Source organism: Bifidobacterium platyrrhinorum (assembly GCF_010667645.1).
Taxonomy (GTDB): domain Bacteria; phylum Actinomycetota; class Actinomycetes; order Actinomycetales; family Bifidobacteriaceae; genus Bifidobacterium; species Bifidobacterium platyrrhinorum.
On sequence record NZ_WHZV01000008.1, the window covers coordinates 36,128 to 57,321 of the forward strand.

13 protein-coding genes are annotated in these 21,194 nt (G+C 67.8%); 12 read left to right on the plus strand and 1 reads right to left on the minus strand.

The window, feature by feature from the left end:
• Nucleotides 1-76: 76 nt before the first annotated feature.
• The 8 genes from folP to GFD21_RS08775 all read left to right on the plus strand — a co-directional run bounded on the left by folP (nucleotide 77) and on the right by GFD21_RS08775 (nucleotide 9,375).
• Nucleotides 77-946, plus strand: a complete 870-nt coding sequence (gene folP / locus GFD21_RS08740; RefSeq protein ID WP_163197594.1) for a dihydropteroate synthase — start codon at nucleotides 77-79, stop codon at nucleotides 944-946.
• Between the two features lie 16 nt (nucleotides 947-962).
• Nucleotides 963-2,516, plus strand: a complete 1,554-nt coding sequence (folK, locus tag GFD21_RS08745; protein WP_163197595.1) for a 2-amino-4-hydroxy-6-hydroxymethyldihydropteridine diphosphokinase — start codon at nucleotides 963-965, stop codon at nucleotides 2,514-2,516.
• A gap of 88 nt (nucleotides 2,517-2,604) precedes the next feature.
• On the plus strand, nucleotides 2,605-3,183 hold the full coding sequence (locus tag GFD21_RS08750) for a DUF3180 domain-containing protein (RefSeq protein WP_163197596.1): 579 nt from the start codon (nucleotides 2,605-2,607) through the stop codon (nucleotides 3,181-3,183).
• Between the two features lie 464 nt (nucleotides 3,184-3,647).
• Nucleotides 3,648-5,114 (plus strand): DHA2 family efflux MFS transporter permease subunit, encoded by a 1,467-nt coding sequence (locus GFD21_RS08755; protein ID WP_318643754.1) that lies wholly within the window; start codon nucleotides 3,648-3,650, stop codon nucleotides 5,112-5,114.
• A 205-nt stretch (nucleotides 5,115-5,319) separates the two neighbouring features.
• Entirely contained in the window at nucleotides 5,320-5,592 is a 273-nt protein-coding gene (locus GFD21_RS08760) for an ACT domain-containing protein (RefSeq protein ID WP_034525826.1), read from the plus strand.
• A gap of 18 nt (nucleotides 5,593-5,610) precedes the next feature.
• Nucleotides 5,611-6,975 carry a PFL family protein gene (locus GFD21_RS08765; protein ID WP_163197597.1) on the plus strand — a complete coding sequence of 455 codons (1,365 nt, stop codon included), beginning with the start codon at nucleotides 5,611-5,613 and terminating at the stop codon, nucleotides 6,973-6,975.
• An 839-nt stretch (nucleotides 6,976-7,814) separates the two neighbouring features.
• Nucleotides 7,815-8,609, plus strand: coding sequence for a hypothetical protein (locus tag GFD21_RS08770; RefSeq protein WP_163197598.1), 795 nt, complete (start codon nucleotides 7,815-7,817; stop codon nucleotides 8,607-8,609).
• Nucleotides 8,610-8,706: 97 nt separating this feature from the next.
• On the plus strand, nucleotides 8,707-9,375 hold the full coding sequence (locus tag GFD21_RS08775; protein ID WP_163197599.1) for a tRNA (cytidine(34)-2'-O)-methyltransferase: 669 nt from the start codon (nucleotides 8,707-8,709) through the stop codon (nucleotides 9,373-9,375).
• A 125-nt stretch (nucleotides 9,376-9,500) separates the two neighbouring features.
• Here GFD21_RS08775 and GFD21_RS08780 read toward each other — a convergent pair whose 3' ends face one another.
• Nucleotides 9,501-11,024, minus strand: a complete 1,524-nt coding sequence (locus GFD21_RS08780) for a zinc ribbon domain-containing protein (RefSeq protein WP_163197600.1) — start codon at nucleotides 11,022-11,024, stop codon at nucleotides 9,501-9,503.
• Nucleotides 11,025-11,517: 493 nt separating this feature from the next.
• Here GFD21_RS08780 and GFD21_RS08785 point away from each other — a divergent pair, with 493 nt between their 5' ends.
• The 4 genes from GFD21_RS08785 to GFD21_RS08800 all read left to right on the plus strand — a co-directional run bounded on the left by GFD21_RS08785 (nucleotide 11,518) and on the right by GFD21_RS08800 (nucleotide 21,169).
• Nucleotides 11,518-12,450 carry an A/G-specific adenine glycosylase gene (locus GFD21_RS08785; RefSeq protein ID WP_163197659.1) on the plus strand — a complete coding sequence of 311 codons (933 nt, stop codon included), beginning with the start codon at nucleotides 11,518-11,520 and terminating at the stop codon, nucleotides 12,448-12,450.
• A gap of 91 nt (nucleotides 12,451-12,541) precedes the next feature.
• Nucleotides 12,542-13,192: a hypothetical protein gene (locus GFD21_RS08790; RefSeq protein WP_404801574.1), complete on the plus strand. Its 651-nt coding sequence runs from the start codon at nucleotides 12,542-12,544 to the stop codon at nucleotides 13,190-13,192.
• 163 nt (nucleotides 13,193-13,355) lie between these two features.
• The gene (rpoB, locus tag GFD21_RS08795) at nucleotides 13,356-16,922 is read left to right on the plus strand and encodes a DNA-directed RNA polymerase subunit beta (protein WP_163197602.1); all 3,567 of its coding nucleotides are present in this window, start codon (nucleotides 13,356-13,358) and stop codon (nucleotides 16,920-16,922) included.
• A 140-nt stretch (nucleotides 16,923-17,062) separates the two neighbouring features.
• Nucleotides 17,063-21,169 carry a DNA-directed RNA polymerase subunit beta' gene (locus tag GFD21_RS08800; protein ID WP_163197603.1) on the plus strand — a complete coding sequence of 1,369 codons (4,107 nt, stop codon included), beginning with the start codon at nucleotides 17,063-17,065 and terminating at the stop codon, nucleotides 21,167-21,169.
• Nucleotides 21,170-21,194: the final 25 nt, after the last annotated feature.

Consider the following 21,194-nt stretch of genomic DNA (forward strand, 5'->3'; position numbering starts at 1 on the left):
TTACGGCCGGAAGTGAGGCTCCCGCAAGGGGGCCTCACTGCGGTGAAGGGGAGAACCATCGATGAAGGGGAACGGGATGACGGGTCTCAAGGCATTGCATGACACGGATCGCACGCTCGTCATGGGCGTGCTCAACATCACCGAGGACTCGTTCTCGGACGGCGGCCTGTGGCTCGACCCGCGCGCCGCCGCCGACCATGGGCGCGCGATGATGGCCGCCGGCGCGGACATCATCGACGTCGGCGCCGAATCGACGCGGCCGGGCGCCAAACGTGTCAGCGAGGAGGACGAGCTCGCACGCGTGACCGGCGCGGTCGAGGCGCTCGTTCCCGCGGGCGCGACGCTGTCCATCGACACGACGCGTGCGGCCGTCGCCGCCGCGGCGCTCGACGCCGGCGCGCAGATCATCAACGACGTGTCCGGCGGCACGCTCGACACGGAACTGCCGCACGTCGTCGCCGACCACGACTGCCTGTACATCGTGCAGCATTGGCGCGGCTGGCTCGCCGGCTCCAAGGCCGGCGCCCCCGACGCCGACACCTCGCACTACGAGCACGGCGTATTGCGGGACGTGCACGACGAGCTCATGCGCCAGGTCGACGCGGTGCTCGCCGCCGGAGTCGCCCCCGAACGCATCGTCATCGACCCGGGCCTGGGCTTCTCCAAGCCCGGCATCGAACACAACCTGCCGCTGCTCGCCGGTCTCGACCTGTTCCGCGCGAGCGGATACCCGGTGCTCATCGGCCAATCGCGCAAACGCTTCATCACCGCCATCCTCGACAAGGCGGGATTCACGGACCCGACGATGGACGCGCGCGACGACGCCACCGCCGCATTCAGCGCCCTGTGCGCGGAACACGGGGCGTGGGCGGTGCGCGTGCACGACGTGGCCCGCAGCCGCGCCGCCGTCGCCGTCGGCGACACGTGGCGCGAATACGCGGGGTGAGACGGAAGGAACCGACATGGACACGATCACACTGACCGGCGTACGCGCCAACGGCACGCACGGCGTGCTCGACTTCGAACACGAGCGCGCGCAGCCGTTCGTCGTGGACGCGACGCTCCACCTCGACCTCGCCGCCGCCGGCCGGTCCGACGCGCTCGCCGACACCGTCGACTACGGCCGCGCCGCCAAGGCGATCGTCGCCGTCATCGAAGGCGCGCATGTCGACCTCATCGAAAAGCTCGCGCAGGACATCGCCGACGCGCTGCTCGCCATCGACCCGATCCGCACGGTCGACGTGACCGTGCACAAGCCGCACGCGCCGATCACCGTGCCGTTCGACGACGTGGCCGTGACCATCACCCGTTCGCGTGCGGCGGCGGACGCCGGGAACGACGCGGCGGGCGGTGCCGGCACGACCGCGTCCGCCGATGCCGGCGCAGCGACGCATCATGCGGTCATCGCGCTCGGCGGCAACCAGGGCGACGTGGAGGCGACGCTGCGCGACGCGGTGCGTCGCATCGACGCGCTCGACGGCACGCAGGTCACCGGAGTCTCGCCGCTCTACCGCACCGCCGCGTGGGGCATGGCCGACGGCGCCCCCGACTTCCTCAACGCCGTGGTCGAGGCGACCACCACGCTCGACGCCCGCGCGCTGCTCGCGGGACTCCAGCGCATCGAAGCCGACCACGGCCGCACGCGCGAGAACCATTGGGCGAGCCGCACGCTCGACCTCGACATCATCGACTACGACGGCATCGAATCCGACGACCCTGACCTAACCCTGCCGCATCCGCGCGCATGGCAGCGGGCGTTCGTGCTCGTGCCGTGGGCGGCGCTCGACCCGCACGCCGATCTCAGGGGCATGCACGGCGGTCCGGTGAACGAACTCGCCGAGGGGATGCTCGCCGAGGCGGACGGCGACGAACCGCCGGTCGAACGTCTCGCCGGGGACTGGATGAGCGGCACGGCGCACGACGACGGTGGCGTGAGGGCGGGCGATGCCGGTGCCGCCGGTGCCGCCGGTTCCGATGGTGTTGTGGATCCCGCCGCCCCGGCCGAGGGCTCCGCGGCCGGACACGACCTCGCGGGCGGCGCGACGATCCCGCTCAAGGCCGTCATCTCGATGGACTCGACCTCCACCGATGCCGAGCATCTGTTCCGCGAGGCGATCGTCGCCATCGACGGGCTGCCCGGCAACCAGGTCGACGGCATCTCGCCGCTCTACCACGTGAGCAGCTTCGACGGCCCGGACGCGATGAGCGCCGTCATCCAGATCGAGACGAGACTCGGCGCACGCGCGCTCATCGCCGCGCTCGGCGCCATCGAACGCACGCACGACGGCGGGATCGACCTCGACCTCGTCGACATGGAGCACGTGACCTCCGACGAACCGGACTGCCGCGTGCCGTGGCCGTCGGCCAGGACGCATGCCTCCGTGCTCGCGCCGTGGATGGACATGGACCCGAACGCCACGCTCGGCGGCGACCCGGTGTCGTTCCTGCTCGCGATGGCCCCCGACGCGGGGATGGTCGGGCAGCTGAGCGACAACTGGATCATCGGGGCGAAATGACGCGAACCGCCGGAGCGCGCGGATACGCGAGGACACGCGGATACACGGGAACCGCCCGGCATCGGACGGACGATCGGAAGGACACACGATGAAGGCGCATAGGACACCATGGTGGCAGCCGGCGCTCGGCCTGGCACTGGGGCTGGCGGCCGGCGCGGGCGTCGCCGTGCTCGGGGAACGGTACGGGCTCACGCTGATCGGCGCGCCCTGGTTCGTCGCGGCGCTGCTCGTCGCCATCGGCGTGCTCGTGCTCGTGCTCGCGATCAACGTGCACAAGTATGCGACCACCGACCCGCGCAAACGCCCGCGCACCTTCGTCAACCCGACGCTCGCGTTCCACACGCTCGTGCTCGCCAAGGCGCTGGCATTGGCCGGCGCGGCGCTCGCCGGCTGGTATTTCGGCCAGATCATCCCCTCCGTGGGGCACATCGAGGCCGACTTCTACGCGCAGGCCGTGACCGAATGCGCGGTCACCGGCGTGATCTGCCTCGCGGACATGATTGTCGGACTCGTGGGGGAGTGGCTGTGCCAGCTGCCTCCCAACGAAGGCCCGGAGAACCCGAAGATGAAGCAGGCCGCGCGCGAACGCGGCGTGACCCCAGCGGCCGCGAAGACCGCGGAGAACACGATGCGCGGCACCGGACGTGACGTCGTGCGCAGACGGTGAGTGCAGCGCGTTTCTCGGCCCCCTCTGACGAGGGGGACTGTCCGCGGAGCGGACTGGGGGAGGCCGCTGCGACACGCCCGGCTCGCTTACGAAAAAACGAAAAACGTACTACGGTCACATCTCGACTTGATAACCGCATGCCTCCGGCGCATTCTCCGCCTTGGGGCATGCGGTTTTTCGTTGCCGTCGGGACCCGGACGTTAGGGGTTCTCGATTCCCCGCCGATGATGCCGCCGCCGTGCGTTTCCCACGAAACGCGCGGCGTGCGCGGCCATGCGGTCTGGTCTGCGGCCATGCTGCGGTATGCCGCCCATGTGGGGGGGGGATCGCCCGGCGGCGACGTGTGGATACAGACAAGAAGAGGTTTTCCGTTGTCCGATCAGACAACCATCAATGATCCCAACGCCGGTTCCGCGGCGGCCCAGCCGCATCTCGACCGCATCTCCTACGAGGTCGCCACGCCCGTGCCCGGCGGCGAGCCCGCCCCGCGCTTCGCGCATCCGCACCGCGTCATGCTCGGCCTGTACTTCGGCGCGTTCCTCGGCATGCTCTCCGAGACGTCGATGAACATCGCCATCCCCGATCTCATGGACGAATTCGCCGTCTCCTCCGGCACCGCGCAGTGGATGGTCGTCGGCTACATGCTCGCCATCGGCATCGTGCTGCCGTGCGTCGGCTTCCTGCTCAAGTGGGTCAGGGCGAAGACGCTCGTGCTGTTCGCGCTCGCATGCTTCCTCGTCGGCGCGATCGTGTGCGCGTTCGCGACCACGTTCCCCGTGCTGCTCGCCGGCCGCATCGTGCAGGGCGTGAGCACCGGCATCGTGCTGCCCACCCTGTACGCGGCCATCATGCACGTGTTCCCGCCGGCGAAGATCGGCGCCGCGAACGGCGTGGCCGGGCTGGTCGTCATGTTCGCGCCGGTCGTCGGCCCGACCGTCGCCGGCACGCTCATCGGCGCCGTCTCCTGGCGTGCGATCTTCGTGCTGTTCGCCGTGATCGCCGCCGTCGCGCTCGCCTGCACCGCGCTGTTCTTCGTCACGCCCATCGAGCGCACCCGCCCGGCCGTCGACATGCTCTCCATCCTCGCGTCCGCGCTCGGCTTCGGCTGCCTCGTCGCCGGCGTGAGCCTCGTGAGCGACATGGGCTTCTCGTCGGCCGTCGTCGGACTGCTCGTCGTCGGCGTCGTCGTGCTCGCCTTCTACGCGCACCGCCAGCTCACCATCGCCACGCCGCTGCTCGACCTGCGTGCGCTCGGCATCGCGGCGTTCCGCACGCCGGCCGTCATGGTCTCCTGCTCGTTCGCCTGCACGCTCGCGTTCATGTACCTCGTGCCGCAGGAGCTGCAGCGCGGCCTTGGCCTGAGCTCCACCGTCGCCGGCCTGCTCATGCTGCCCGGCGGCATCGTCAACGCGCTGTGCACGCTGGGCGCCGGCCGCCTGTTCGACCGCCACGGCGCCCGCCGCCTCGTCTGGATCGGCGTGGCGATGACCGCGGTCGGCGGCGCGCTGTTCTTCGCCATCGGCACCGGCTCGCCCGTCGCCCTGTTCCTCGCCGCGCACATCATCGTGATGGTCGGCATCCCGTTCATCCAGCAGTCCACGCAGTCCGCCGCGCTCAAGGCGCTGCCGATGCACATGGCCGCCGACGGCAGCACGATCCTCAACACGATGCAGCAGGTGTGCGGCGCCGTGTCCACCGCCGTCGCCACCTGCCTGCTCGGCCTCGGCCAGACGGCCTACACGGCCGGCGGCGGCACGAACCCCGCGCAGGGCTTCGTGGACGGCTCCCGCTTCGGCTACCTGTTCGGCCTCGCGCTCATCGCCGTCGTGCTCGTCCTCTCGTTCGCACTGAAGGAACGCGCGCATGAGCCGGAGATGACGCCGGTCGAGGTCGGCGCCGCCGAGGCGAAGCCGAAGGACCTCGCCGCGTAGCGTGACCTGACGATGGCGGTGGCCGCCCGTTCGGCCGCCGCCGGCCATGGATGGCCGGACGGCCGTGTGCCGTGTCTGCGTCTGTGGGCGACGGTGTCCGTGGACGTCGCGAATCCGCGTAACGGGTGTTCACCTATACTGGTGAGCACCCGTTTTTCGTTTTTCCGCGGATCGATTTCCACCTTCCACCACATCAGGGAGCGCCATGAACAAGGCAATCATCACCGTCGTCGGCCAGGACACCGTCGGCATCATCGCACGCGTATGCACCTACCTGTCGCAGCACAACGTCAACGTGCTCGACATCTCCCAGACCATCATCGACGGCTACTTCAACATGATGATGATCGTCGACTACGCGAACTCCGACAAGGAGTTCAGCGCCATGGTCGGCAACCTCGAGGACCTCGGCGACGACATCGGCGTGCGCATCCGCTGCCAGCGCGAGGAGATCTTCACCAAGATGCACCGCATCTGAGGCAGGAGGAACCACACCATGCTGAATATCATGGAGGTCCACGAGACCAACCAGATGATCGAGCAGGAGAAGCTCGACGTGCGCACCATCACGATGGGCATCTCGCTGCTCGACTGCGCGGGCGAAAGCGTCGACGAGACCTGCGACAACATCTACCGCAAGATCACCACGTACGCGAAGGACCTCGTCTCCACCGGCGAGGACATCGAACGCGACTACGGCATCCCGATTGTCAACAAGCGCATCACCGTCACCCCGATCTCGCTCGTCGGCGCGAGCTGCTGCAAGACCTCCGAGGACTTCGTCAGGATCGCCCACGCGCTCGACCGCGCGGCCAAGGAGGTCGGCGTCAACCTCATCGGCGGCTATTCGGCGCTCGTCTCGAAGGCGATGACCCCGGCCGAGGAGCTGCTCATCCGCTCCCTGCCGCAGGCGCTGAGCGAGACCGACGTGGTCTGCTCGTCCGTCAACGTCGGCTCCACGAAGACCGGCATCGACATGAACGCGGTCGAGCTGCTCGGCCACATCGTCAAGGACATCGCGCACGCCACGGCCGACATCGACTCCTACGGCTGCGTGAAGTTCGTCGCCTTCTGCAACGTGCCCGACGACAACCCGTTCATGGCGGGCGGCTTCCACGGCGTGACCGAGGGCGACGCGGTCATCAACGTGGGCGTCTCCGGCCCCGGCGTCGTCTCGCGCGCGCTCGACGCCGCCAAGGGCAAGGACTTCGAGTTCCTGTGCGAGACGATCAAGCGCACCGCGTTCAAGATCACGCGCGTCGGCCAGCTCGTCGCGCAGGAGGCGTCGCGCCGGTTGGGCGTGCCGTTCGGCATCATCGACCTGTCGCTCGCGCCGACCCCGGCCGTGGGCGATTCGGTCGGCGAAGTGCTGGAGAAGATCGGCCTCGAACAGGTGGGCGCGCCCGGCACGACCGCCGCGCTCGCGATGCTCAACGACCAGGTGAAGAAGGGCGGCATCATGGCGTCCTCCTACGTGGGCGGACTGTCCGGCGCGTTCATCCCGGTCTCCGAGGACAAGAACATGATCGACGCGGCCGGCAACGGCTGCCTCACCATCGAGAAGCTCGAGGCGATGACCTGCGTGTGCTCGGTCGGCCTCGACATGATCGCGATCCCGGGCGACACGTCCGCCGCGACGATCTCCGGCATCATCGCCGACGAGGCGGCCATCGGCATGGTCAACCAGAAGACCACCGCCGTGCGCGTCATCCCGGTCGAGGGCAAGGGCGTCGGCGAGATGGCCAACTTCGGCGGACTCATGGGCTACGCGCCGATCATCCCGGTCAACCAGACCTCGTGCGAGGCGTTCGTCACCCGCGGCGGCCGCATCCCCGCCCCGATCCACTCGTTCAAGAACTGATCCGAGGATCCCGGGACGGATTCCGGATGGATATCAGGACGGATTCCGGGACGGATTCCGGGCCGGATGTCGAGAACAGATGCCGGATGGATCCCGGGGACGGATCCCGAAACGGATTCCGGGGACAGATTCCGGGACGGACACCGGGATGGATCCCGGGATGGGGATCAGGATGGATACCGGGGACGGACACCGGGATCCGTGAGGAACCCCGTGTTCCGGGTGTTCCCTTATTTCGGCGTACGTTCGACCGGGGATTTTCCGGCACCATCCGGTTGGACGTACGCTGACGACGACTCAGCGTACGTCCAATCGGACGGGAAGAAATAAACTCCGGTCGAACGTACGCCGGGTTTTTCCGGAAACAGGAGTCGGAAGGATGCAACGATCGTAAGCGGTCGTCCATGACGGTCTGATCACCTGTTTGACGAGTGCTTATCCGTCAGATGCTTATCCGTCAGGTGTTTATCCGTCAGGTGTTTATCCGATGGAAGATCATCCACAGGAAAAGGTTTCCCGGTTGATTATCCACAGGACGTTCCATGGTTATCCCCATGTATGAACGGGGGTTGCCGTGCCGTGCCGGCGGCGCCTACCGTGAGGTCATGAAACGGCACAACGGTGTGGTCGCCGAGCTCGGGCAGGCGCGTCGGGAACGTCGTTGCGCGGTCGGACGTACGGATGCGATGAGGAGGGCGCTGAAACGGAGGCGGAAGGTCGGGGAGCTGGTATCCCCATACCCGAACCTGTATGCGCCGCCGGAGTATTGGAAGGATCTGGATCGATGCCAACGTTCGCTGCACGTGGCGCGCGGGTTGTCCCGGTTGCATCCGGACTGGGTGTTCTCCGGACTGACCGCCGCCGACGCCTATGGCTTCGACCACTCATGGGGGCTTCATGACGGCGTCGTGTATGTGGCCGATCGATCGGGGGACGGGATCGTCGACCGGAGGCGGATATTCGACCGCCTTGGGAACACGGCCGGATCCCGGTCTCGGCATGGCGGCGATGCCGCGGAATACGGGATACGGCGTCTGTATATGCCGTCGATCACGGCGGTCCGGGTGGACGGCGTTCCGGTGACGGCGGCTGCCCGGACCCTGATCGACTGCGCCTTATGCATCCCGTTCCGGTACGCGTTGCCGATCTTCGACTCCGCGGCACGTAAGGGCGTCGACATGCGGTCGGTGAAGGAGTCGTGCAAGGGGATGCACACGGACCGTGCGCCGATCGAATCGCTGTTGGGATGCGTTGACGCGAACAGCGAGAATGGCGGCGAATCCCTGGTCCGCGCGTCCCTCATCGCCGATGGGTTCGCCGTGCCGGAACTCCAGGTCGAGATCTGCGATCCCTCGTATCCCGCGCGCCGATACCGCGTCGATTTTCTCTGGAGACTGTACGACGGTCGCATGATCGTACTCGAATACGACGGCATGGCCAAGTACGAGAAACCCTCCATGACGCGGGGGCGTACGGCCAAGCAGGTGCTCAGGGAGCAGAATGACCGTGATCGGGCATTGCGTGCCGCCGGTGTGACCACGATCCTCCATTGCACCTATGAGGACGTTGCCTTCTCGAATGGTCTGTTCATGATGCTCCGTGATGCGGGAGTGCCCAGGATCCGGGTGGAGTGACCGCTGCGGTCGGGGCGGAGCCAGAGCCGGGGCGGGGCAGAGCTTGTCCTATGCTCGAAGGTCGAATCACGCACGCAGGAACCAAGGTGGTGGGAATATGGCGGAGCAGACGGGCGTTCAAGGCAATCCCGAGGTCCAAGGCAATCCCGAGGACAAGGTCGAGAAGATGTTCGAATACGGTTACCGCAAGTCGAACTACGGGCCGGACGAGCTCGTGACCGACGCGCACGGCAACCCGATCAGCGTGGTCGACGCGATGCTCACCGCCGAGAAGGCGGCCGAGGCGGAGACCGTCACCCCGCACCTGTGCTACTACTCGCCGCGCATCCCCGGCAACACCGGCTCCGCGATCCGTTTGTGCGCGGTGACCGGCACGATCCTGCACCTGGTGGAGCCGCTCGGCTTCAACCTGCGCGACACGAAGCTGCGCCGCGCGGGCCTCGACTACCACGACATGGCGCACGTGGTGCTGCACCCGAACTTCGAGAACCTCGTCGAGTCGATGCCGAACTCGCGCATCATCGCGTTCACCGCGCACGCCACGAAGCTGTATACGGAGATCGAATACAAGCCGACCGACATCCTGCTGTTCGGGCCGGAACCGGGCAACATCCCCGACCCGATGGACATCATGGCCGGCCCGCACGTGGCCGAGCAGGTCAGGCTGCCGATGCGCCCGAGCCTGCGCAGCCTGAACCTCACCAACTGCGCGTCCATCGCCATCTACGAGGCGTGGCGCCAGCTGAACTTCGCCGGCGGCAGGTGACGCCCGGCGGGACGCCGCGCACGGACAAGGCCGGATGACACGGCATGGTTGCATGGATCGGGATTGTGGCTCCGACGCGACCGTCGGACCCGAGCCATCGTCGGCCTGACGCCCCGGTCCCGTCGTCAGATCCGCAACGGGCGTCCGCATTGCGTGCAGAACCGCACGTCGCTGCCCGGTTCCACCGGGGCGCCGCATCCGCCGCAGAACTTCGGCCGGGGCCTGGCGCCCGCAGACATCGGGGAAACGGGAGAAGGCGCGGTCGGCCGGGGCCTGGCCGTCACTCCTTCCAGGGCGCCGCGGCCGCCGCGCCTTCTGACCGCCACCAGCACCGCCGTGACCGCGATGGCCACGCCCAGGACCGCGACGCCTCCCCATATCCACAACGCGCGTGATCCGGACGGACCCAGGCCGGTGTCGTACACCAGCAGCTTGGCCTTCCCGCCGTCGGTCACGGACACGAACAGCCTGCCCCGGTCCTTGCTGACCGCGCCTGTGGTCACGCCCGTCACGTCGATGCCCGGCGAGGTGTCCATGGTGGTGACGGCACCGCTGGTCATGTCGATGACGGCCAGACGCAGGGCGCCGTTCGCGGGCCTGGCCGTCACGGCGTACCGTCCGTCGGACAGCAGGGCCGCCGCCAGCCCATGCGAGTCGCCGCCGACGGCGTCCAGGAATTCGGCGGGCATGCCGATGCTCGAGATCGTCTTGCCGTCGGAGAGGTTCACCACGTCCAGCGAGGCGACGTCGCCGAATTCGGCGCGCGGCACGCCGTCCGCGGGCGAACCCGAATCGGCCGCCATCATCAGCGCGTAGCCGTCCGGGGAGTTCCACAACGGGTAGGTGGCGGTGACGGCGTACGCGTGGTCGGACAGTGCATGCAAACGCCCGCTGGCGACGTCCATACGGTATACGGCGCTCCCCTCGACGCTGTCGTTGACCCGTACGATGAGGGATTTGCCGTCGGGCGTGATCGACGACAGGGACAGCGACGATCCTTCGAGAGAGCCGGAATCCGACGTCACGGGCACCGTGGCCAGCGTCCTGCCCGTCTTCGGTTCGATGGTCCGCAGCGATTCGGAACCGTCGCCGGTGATCACCATCGTGTACATCCGGCCGTAATCCGGGGAGAACACCGGCATCGCGCCCGACTGCATGTCCGTTTGCGCGACGACGTCCCCGGTGCCCGTGTCCACCGTCTTCATGCGGTCCTGGTTGGCGTCGTTTTTGTAGAGGAACACGGAATCGCCGTGGGCGGCGTAGACCCACGTGTCGCCGACCTGGTACGTCATCGGCGAGGAGTCCTTCGTCGACACGTTCATCCTCATGAGGTCCCACCCGGCGTCCGACGAGGAATAGCCGTCAATCTCCGAAAGGTTGCCTTGCACGTAGTAGACGTACTTGCCGTCCTCGGAGAGCGCCGCGCCCTTCGTCTTGATGGGGACCGTCGACCCGTCCTTCACGTTCACGGCGAAGATCCCCGTATCGCGGTCGCCGGCCCCGGTGCACAGCGCCGTGGCGCCGTCGCTTCCGGCCGACTGGCATGAGGCGCGGTCGTATTCGCCGGGCAGGTCGATGGCCGCGACCTCCTTCAGGCGGGGCGCCCCGCCCGCCGCCCATGCCTGCGGCACGAGCAGGGGAACCGCCATCAGGGCGGCCGACAGCGCGGCGGCGGCCAGCGAAGCCGCGGCCGGGACGCCGAACCGTCGCGGAGCGCCGTGAATTCCGTGAATTCCGTCGATTCCGTGAATCCCGTGACGGGAATTTCCCCGAATGCGCATCATCATGATCCTCCCTCATGCGGAACGGTCCGCATCCGCCGCCGGCCTCCCCAAGCGCCGGTGTCCGGTGCACATCCTCGTGCATCCATCCACCATCCAGTCTACCGCGACGGACAGGGTCGGCCGGTCTCGCGATGCGGCGGATGTACGCCGGCGACGGCACAATGAAGGCCTTGGCGTGCGCACGGGCCGGTCCGGCCGGGCGGTACGCCGCAGGACACGGGGAAGGCGGTGGAGGATGGCCGATGGAGTCGGCATGGTCGGTGGCGTGGCATCGGACGCCGCGGCGGGCGCAGCGCCGCATGCGGCGGCGATGGACGGGACGGCGGGCGCGGCCGCGGACATGAACGCATCCGCGGACATGGACATATCCGTGGGCGAGGGAACGGCCTCCGGCACGGCCGCCCGCGCCGCCCGGGTGCGCCCGCGTCTCGCCGCATGGTGGGAGGCCAACGCCCGCGACCTGCCGTGGCGCTTCGGCCGGACCACGCCTTGGGGCGTTCTCGTCTCCGAGGTGATGAGCCAGCAGACGCAGATGAGCCGCGTCGTGCCGTACTGGACCGCGTGGATGGAACGATGGCCCGACGCCGCCGCGCTCGCCGACGCCCCGAAATCCGACGTGATCACGATGTGGGGGCGTCTCGGCTATCCGCGGCGGGCGTTGCGTCTGCAGGAATGCGCGCGCGTCGTCGCAGCCGAATGCGGCGACGGGCTCCCGCACGGCTACGATGCGCTGACCGCGCTGCCCGGCGTCGGCGACTACACGGCGAGCGCGGTGATGAGCTTCGCGTACGGCGAACGGATCGCCGTGATCGACACCAACATCCGCCGCGTGCTCTCGCGCGTGTTCGCGGGCGAGGAGTCGCGGGGCGGCGCGGCGAGCCCGGCGGAGCGGGCGCTCGCCGCCGGGGTGCTGCCGCGCGACGCCGCACGCTCCGTCACGTGGAACCAGTCGGTGATGGAGTTGGGCGCGTTGGTGTGCACGGCGAAATCGCCGTTGTGCGACCACTGCCCGGTGCGGGACGATTGCGCGTTCCTCGCCGCCGGACGTCCCGGTCTGGGACAGCGGCGTACGCGTCCGCGACAACGGTTCCAGGGCACCGACCGGCAGGTGCGCGGCATCGTGCTCGACGCGCTGCGCAGGTTGCCCGAGGGGGAGAACGCGCTGGAACGCGCGACGATCGAAACGCTGTGGAAGGACCATGCGCAGCTCGACCGCTGCGTGGCGGGCCTCGACGAGGACGGCCTCATCGAGATGCTGCCCGGCGGTTCGGTCCGGCTGCCGCTGGACTGAACCTTCCCGGGGTGGCCGGTCCGTACACTGAAAGCATCGCGACGCGTCGGGATCCCGGCGGGTCGCGCGGTCAATCACATCGGCAATCATCATGCGAGAGGACGTCATGGGCGCAACGAGGAACGCCGGCAAACGCAGGCTGAGCAAACGGCAGCGGGCGATCTACCGTCGTCGCCGCATCGTCGTCGGCGTCGTCCTGCTCGTCGCGCTCGCGCTCGTGTCGTTCTGCGTGTATTCGCTGGGCCGCGGGGCCGCCGCGGCGTTCGATGCCACGTGGGGCGGGGTGAGCCGCGTGGCGCTGGAACGCGGCGAGGTCACCACGCCGCACAAAAGCTCCGGCGTGAAGGACTGCTCGGCGAAGGACACGAGGCTCCTGCTCACGGCGAAGACCGCCACCGTGCCGGTCGGCGGCTCGTTGGAGTTCGTCGCCACCATCGAGCACGAGGGGACCGACTCCTGCCTCGTGGACGCCTCCGATTCGGGCCGCGTGCTCACCATCCGCTCGGGAGGGGACGTGGTGTGGCGTTCCGACGCCTGCCCGGCCGAGGCACGGCAGCTGCTCATGGCGAAGGGCGACAAGGACATCCAGTCGATGACCTGGGGCGCGAACCGCACGTCGGACCAGTGCGTCGAGAACCAGGACGACCTGCCGAAGGTGGACCGCGGCACGTACACCGCCGAACTGAGCCTGAAGAACGCGCCGAAGGTGACCAGCGAGAAGGTCACCGTCGAGGTGCAGTGAACGGACGCCGAGAAAGTCCTCGCATACCGCTATTCTTTGTAATTTGCATACGGTGTGTCATATTGCGGGCATGCCTCCAACAATGAAGCGCTCGCATAGGCATATGGTGGCCATGCGCGCTTCCGGGGAAAACGAACACAAAGCGAGCGATAAGGAACGTCCATTGGCTGCTACTGAAGCTACGACGAACACCACCACCATCACCGCACGCGCCGACCAGCACGACATCGACCTGCACAAGGCGTCGGACCGCGTGAACTTCGGTTCCATCAAGGAACCCATCGACGTGCCCTACCTCCTGGGCGTGCAGACCGACAGCTTCGACTGGCTGATCGGCAGCGACCGCTGGAAGGCGCGCGTCGCCAAGGACGAGGAGAACGGCACCGTCACCACGCCGCACACCTCGGGCCTCGACGAGGTCTTCGAGGAGATCTCCCCGATCGAGAACTTCGGCAAGACCATGTCCCTGACCTTCTCCGACCCGTACTTCGAGGAGCCGCGCCACACGGTCCAGGAGTGCAAGGAGAAGGACTACACCTACTCCGCGCCGCTGTACGTCAACGCCGAGTTCGAGAACGGCGACACCGGCGAGATCAAGTCCCAGACCGTGTTCATGGGCGACTTCCCGCTGCAGACCCCGCACGGCACCTTCATCATCGGCGGCACCGAGCGTGTCATCGTCTCCCAGCTCGTGCGCTCCCCGGGCGTCTACTTCGACCGCCAGCAGGACCGCACCTCCGACAAGGAGGTCTTCGGCGCGAAGATCATCCCGTCGCGCGGCGCCTGGCTCGAGTTCGAGATCGACAAGAAGGACCAGCCGCAGGTGCGCGTGGACCGCAAGCGCAAGCAGTCCGCCATCGTCTTCCTCATGGCCATCGGCATGACCAAGCCGGAGATCCGCGAGGCGTTCAAGGACTACCCGCTGGTGCTCGACGCCCTCGAGAAGGAGACCCTGCAGACCGAGGACGAGGCCCTGACCGACCTCTACCGCAAGATCCGCCCGGCCGACACCGCCAGCCCGGAGGCCGGCAGGAACCTGCTGGAGTCCTTCTACTTCAACACCAAGCGCTACGACCTCGCCCGCGTGGGCCGCTACAAGATCGACCGCAAGCTCGGTCTGGAGAACGAGGTCAACGACCGCTCCCTGCACCGCGAGGACATCATCGCGACCATCAAGTACCTGTGCACGCTGCACGACGGCAAGGACACCTTCCCGGGCAAGCGCAACGGCCAGGACGTGGACCTGCGCGTGGACGTCGACGACATCGACCACTTCGGCAACCGCCGCATCCGCCAGGTCGGCGAGCTGATCCAGAACCAGCTGCGCACGGGCCTGTCGCGCATGGAGCGCGTCGTGCGCGAGCGCATGACCACCCAGGACGCCGAGGCCATCACCCCGCAGTCCCTGATCAACATCCGCCCGGTGAACGCCACCATCAAGGAGTTCTTCGGCACCTCGCAGCTGTCGCAGTTCATGGACCAGAACAACCCGCTGTCCGGCGTGACGAACAAGCGTCGTCTCTCCGCGCTGGGCCCCGGCGGCCTGTCCCGCGACCGCGCCTCCATGGAGGTGCGCGACGTGCACCCGTCCCACTTCGGCCGCATGTGCCCGATCGAGTCCCCCGAAGGCCCGAACATCGGCCTCATCGGCTCGCTGGCGACCTTCGGCCGCGTCAACCCGTTCGGCTTCATCGAGACCCCGTACCGCAAGGTCGTCGACGGCCACGTGACCGACGAGGTCGAGTACATGACCGCCGACCGCGATCTCGACCACGTGATCGCCCAGGCCAACCAGGAGCTCGACAAGAACGGCAACTTCGTCCAGAAGTCCGCCCTCGCCCGAGTCGGCGAGGAGGAGGCGGTCGATGTGCCCGTCAGCCAGGTCGACTACATGGACGTCTCCCCGCGCCAGATGGTCTCCCTCGGCGCCTCGCTGATCCCGTTCCTCGAGCACGACGAGGGCCACCGAGCGCTGATGGGCACCAACATGCAGCGCCAGGCCGTGCCGCTGATCGAGTCCGAGCGCCCGCTCGTGGGCACCGGCTCCGAATGGCGCGCCGCCAACGACTCCGGCGACGTCATCAAGTCGGAGAAGGACGGCGTGGTCACCTACGTCTCCGCCGACATGATCCGCGTGATGAACGACGACGGCACGACCAGCTCCTACAAGCTGGCCAAGTTCCAGCGTTCCAACCAGACCACCTGCTACAACCAGCGTCCGATCGTCCACGACGGCGAGCGCGTCGAGGCCGGCACCGTGATGGCCGACGGCCCGGCGATCGAGAAGGGCGAGCTGGCCCTCGGCAAGAACCTGCTCATCGCGTTCATGCCGTGGAACGGCTACAACTACGAGGACGCCGTGATCATCTCCCAGCGCCTCGTGCAGGACGACACGCTCTCCTCCATCCACATCGAGGAGTACGAGATCGACGCCCGCGAGACCAAGCTGGGCGCCGAGGAGATCACCCGCGACCTGCCGAACGTCGGCGAGGACGCGGTCGCGAACCTCGACGAGCGCGGCATCATCCGCATCGGCGCCGAGGTCGAGGCCGGCGACATCCTCGTCGGCAAGGTCACGCCGAAGGGCGAGACCGAGCTGACCCCGGAGGAGCGCCTGCTGCGCGCCATCTTCGGCGAGAAGTCCCGCGAGGTGCGCGACACCTCCCTGCGCGTGCCCCACGGCGAGACCGGCACCGTCATCGGCGTCAAGGAGATCACCCGCGAGGACGCCGAGGAGGACGGCGACGAGCTGCCCAACGGCGTGAACCAGATGATCCGCGTCTACATCGCCCAGCACCGCAAGATCACGGTGGGCGACAAGCTCTCCGGCCGCCACGGCAACAAGGGCTGCATCTCCCGCATCCTGCCCGAGGAGGACATGCCGTTCCTCGCCGACGGCACCCCGGTCGACATCATGCTCAACCCGCTCGGCGTGCCGTCGCGAATGAACCTCGGACAGGTGCTCGAGCTGCACCTCGGCTGGATCGCGCACTCCGGCTGGGACATCTCCCTGGACCCGGACCTCGAGGCCGAGTGGAAGAAGCTCGTGCCCGCCGGTGCCGAGAAGGCCGAGCCGGGCACCCCGGTCGCGACCCCGGTGTTCGACGGCGTCAAGCCGGACGTGCTCAAGGGCCTGCTGTCCACCACGCTGCCGAACCGCGACGGCGACCGCCTGGTCGGCCCGGACGGCAAGGCCACGCTGTTCGACGGCCGCACCGGCGAGCCGTTCGCCCGTCCGATCTCCGTGGGCTACATGTACATGCTCAAGCTCCACCACCTGGTCGACGACAAGATCCACGCCCGCTCCACCGGCCCGTACTCGATGATCACCCAGCAGCCGCTGGGCGGCAAGGCGCAGTTCGGCGGCCAGCGTTTCGGCGAGATGGAGGTGTGGGCCCTCGAGGCCTACGGCGCCGCGTACACGCTGCACGAGATGATGACCACCAAGTCCGACGACGTGGACGGCCGCGTGCGCGTCTACGGCGCGATCGTCAAGGGCGAGAACCTGCCGCCGGCGGGCATCCCCGAGTCCTTCAAGGTGCTCCTCAAGGAAATGCAGTCCCTGTCGCTGAACGTCGAGGTGCTCAACGCCGAAGGCCAGGCCATCGACATGAAGGACGAGGACGACGATCCGTCCAGCTCCTCCGACGACCTCGGCTTCAACATCGGCGCCCGCCCCGACGCGGCCGCCAAGGAGGACCAGGCCGCCCCGCAGCCCGAGTACCAGTGAGGCCGGCGGGTCCGGGCCGCGAGGCCACGGACGCCACGGACCGAACGTGAACACGACGGCGCCCGCCGCATGGGACGGCGGGCGCCCGCCCGAGCAAGTCAATCGAGCAACGCAAGAACGTAAGTAAGGACACAACAACAGTGCTGGACGTCAACGCATTCGACAAGATGAGGATCGGACTGGCCACCGCCGACGACATCCGCGGCTGGAGCCACGGCGAGGTCAAGAAGCCCGAAACCATCAACTACCGCACCCTCAAGCCGGAGAAGGACGGTCTGTTCGGCGAGCAGATCTTCGGCCCGACCCGCGACTGGGAGTGCGCCTGCGGCAAGTACAAGCGCGTGCGCTTCAAGGGCATCGTGTGCGAGCGATGCGGCGTGGAGGTCACCCGCTCCCGCGTGCGCCGCGAGCGCATGGGCCACATCGAGCTGGCCGCCCCGGTGACGCACATCTGGTTCTTCAAGGGCGTGCCGTCCCGTCTGGGCTACATGCTCAACGTCACCCCGAAGGACCTGGAGAAGGTCATCTACTTCGCCTCCTACATGGTCACCGCCGTGAACGAGGACCAGCGCCACCAGGACCTTCCGGACCTGCAGGACGAGTTCGACCACGAGATCGCGAACTTCGAGAAGCGCCGCGACGTGGAGATCGAGGACCGCGCCAAGAAGGTCGAGGCCGATCTGCACGAGCTCGAGGAGGCCGGCGAGGCCACCGGTTCCGCCAAGGGCAAGCTGCGCAACGGCGCCGAGCGCGACATGGCGGGCATCCGCCAGCGCTACGACGACCAGATCGCGCGCCTGAACGCCGTCTTCGACAAGTTCAAGAAGCTCAAGGCCGGCGACATCATCGACGACGTGGACCTGTGGCGCGAGATGCAGGACCGCTACGAGGACTACTTCGAGGGCTCCATGGGCGCCGAGGCGGTCAAGAAGCGCCTGCAGTCCCTCGACCTCGAGGCCATCGCCGCCGAGCTGCGCGAGGAGATCAAGGACGCGTCCGAGCAGCGCAAGACCAAGGCCCTCAAGCGCCTCAAGGTCGTCAACGCCTTCCTGTCCACCGGCAACAAGCCGGAGGCCATGGTGCTCGACGTCATCCCGGTCATCCCGCCGGACCTGCGCCCGATGGTCCAGCTGGACGGCGGCCGCTTCGCGACCTCCGACCTCAACGACCTGTACCGTCGCGTCATCAACCGCAACAACCGACTCAAGCGCCTCATCGAGCTCGGCGCCCCGGAGATCATGCTCAACAACGAGAAGCGCATGCTCCAGGAGGCCGTCGACTCCCTGTTCGACAACGGCCGCCGCGGCCGTCCGGTCACCGGCGCCTCGAACCGCCCGCTCAAGTCCCTGTCCGACATGCTCAAGGGCAAGCAGGGCCGCTTCCGCCAGAACCTGCTCGGCAAGCGCGTCGACTACTCCGGCCGTTCCGTGATCGTCGTCGGCCCGTCGCTGCGCATGCACCAGTGCGGCCTGCCGAAGCCGATGGCCCTCGAGCTGTTCAAGCCGTTCGTCATCAAGCGCCTCGTCGACATGAACTACGCGCAGAACATGAAGAGCGCCAAGCGCATGGTCGACCGCGGCGACACCGAGGTGTACGGCGTGCTCGAGGAGGTCATCTCCGAGCATCCGGTGCTCCTCAACCGTGCGCCTACGCTGCACCGTCTGGGCATCCAGGCCTTCGAGCCGATCCTGGTCGAGGGCAAGGCCATCCACCTGCCGCCGCTCGCCTGCGCCGCCTTCAACGCCGACTTCGACGGCGACCAGATGGCCGTCCACCTGCCGCTGTCCGCCGAGGCCCAGGCCGAGGCCCGCTCGCTGATGATGGCCTCCGACAACATCCTCAAGCCGGCCGACGGTCACACCGTGACCATGCCGAGCCAGGACATGATCCTCGGCCTGTACTACCTGTCCACCGTGGTGGAGGGCGCCAAGGGCCAGGGCCGCGTGTTCTCCTCGCTGGCCGAGGCCGAGATGGCGCTCGACCTGCACGAGATCGACATGCAGGCCAAGGTGCTCATCCGCGTGCCGAAGGACTTCATCCTGCCGGCCAACTGGGAGCCGGGCGACCTCAAGGTCGCCGATCCGGCCGCCCAGAACGGCGAGGAGACCGTGCACGAGGAGCGCTTCCAGGACGGCACCACGCTGTTCGCCACCTCCTACGGCCGCGTGCTGTTCAACCAGACCCTGCCGGTCGACTACCCGTTCGTCAACGAGCAGGTCGGCAAGAAGCGCCTGGCCAAGATCGTCGACGACATCGCGACCCGTTACTCCACCGCCCAGGTGGCCGCCTCGCTGGACGCCCTGAAGGATCTCGGCTTCACCCGCGCGCCGTGGTCCGGCGTGTCCTTCGCGTTCTCCGACGTCATCGAGCCGGCCGAGCGCAACAAGCTCGTCGACCGCTACGAGAAGGAAGCCGACACCGTCAACGAGAACTTCGAGATGGGTCTGCTCACCGAGGAGGAACGCCGCCAGGAGCTCATCGACCTGTGGACCAAGTGCACCGCCGAGGTCTCCAAGGCCGTGGAGCACGACTTCGATCCGCTCAACAACCTCGCCATCATCGTCCAGTCGGGCGCGCGAGGCAACATGATGCAGATCAACCAGATCGCCGGCATGCGAGGCCTCGTGGCCAACCCGAAGGGCGAGATCATCCCCCGTCCGGTGAAGTCCAACTACCGCGACGGCCTGTCCGTGCTGGAGTACTTCATCTCCCAGCACGGCGCCCGCAAGGGCCTTGCCGATACCGCACTGCGTACGGCAGAGTCGGGCTACCTGACCCGTCGTCTGGTCGACGTCTCCCAGGACGTCATCGTGCGCGAGGAGGACTGCGGCACCAAGCAGGGCATCCAGGTGCGCGTGGCCGACCGCGACGCCGACGGCAACCTCGTGCTCGTCAAGAACGCCGACGGCGGCCCGTACTCCCGTCTGCTCGCGGCCGACGTGGTCGACCCGGCCGACGGCGCCACCGTGCTGTACAAGCGCGACGACGCCCTGTCGATGGACGTCCTCAACGACCTCGTCGCCCACGGCGTCGAGTTCGTCAAGTGCCGTTCCGTGCTCTCCTGCGAGTCCAAGCGCGGCGTGTGCTCGAAGTGCTACGGCTGGTCGATGGCCACCAACAAGCTGGTCGACGTCGGCGAGACCGTCGGCATCGTCGCGGCCCAGTCCATCGGCGAGCCGGGTACGCAGCTGACCCTGCGTTCCTTCCACTCCGGCGGCGTCGCCTCGGCCTCCGATATCACCCAGGGTCTTCCCCGTGTCACCGAGCTTTTCGAAGCCCGTACGCCGAAGGGCGAGTCCCCGATCGCCGAGTTCGCCGGCACCATCAAGGTGGTGGACGACGACCGCGGCCGCAAGGTGATCCTCACCCCTGACGCCAACTCCGGCGCCCCTGTCGAGGACGGCGAGATCAAGCCGATCCAGTACAGCGTGTCCCGCCGCGTGCCGCTGCTGGTCAAGGACGGCGAGCACGTCGCCACCGGCACCCAGCTGGTCGAGGGTTCGGTCGATCCGAAGAAGATCCTGCGCATCCTCAACAAGCGCGCCGCCCAGATGAACATCGTGGAGGAGGTGCACAACGTGTACCGCTCCCAGGGCGTGGACATCCACGACAAGCACATCGAGGTCATCGTGCACCAGATGAGCCGCCGCGTCACCGTCATCGACTCCGGCAACACGGACCTGCTGCCGGGCGAGCTGGTCGACCAGCAGCGCTTCCGCGAGGTCAACAAGGCCGCCGTCAAGGCCGGCAAGAAGCCCGCCTCCGGCCGTCCGGAGCTCATGGGCATCACCAAGGCCTCGCTGGCCACCGATTCGTGGCTGTCCGCCGCCTCCTTCCAGGAGACGACCCGCGTGCTCACCGACGCCGCCCTGAACCAGAAGGTCGACGACCTGAAGGGCCTCAAGGAGAACGTCATCATCGGTAAGCTCATCCCGGCCGGCACCGGCTTGGCCCGCTACCGCAACGCGGTGGTCGAGCCGGACAAGGCGATCCGCGACACCATCTACCCGAACTTCGGTCTGGGCGGTGGCGACGACGGCGAGGGCCTCGACTTCACCGACGGCGACATCAACGATGTGGACTTCTCCAACATCGATTTCGGCGACCTGAAGCTCGGCGAGGACTTCAACCCGGACGACTTCCTCGACGACCAGGGCGGCACCGCCGACTTCGGCGACGAGGGCACGGACGCCGGCGACGCCGGTTCGTCCGATGACTCCGGCGACGCCTCGGACGCCAACGCCTGAGTCCGGCGTCCGTCCGATATGCGGT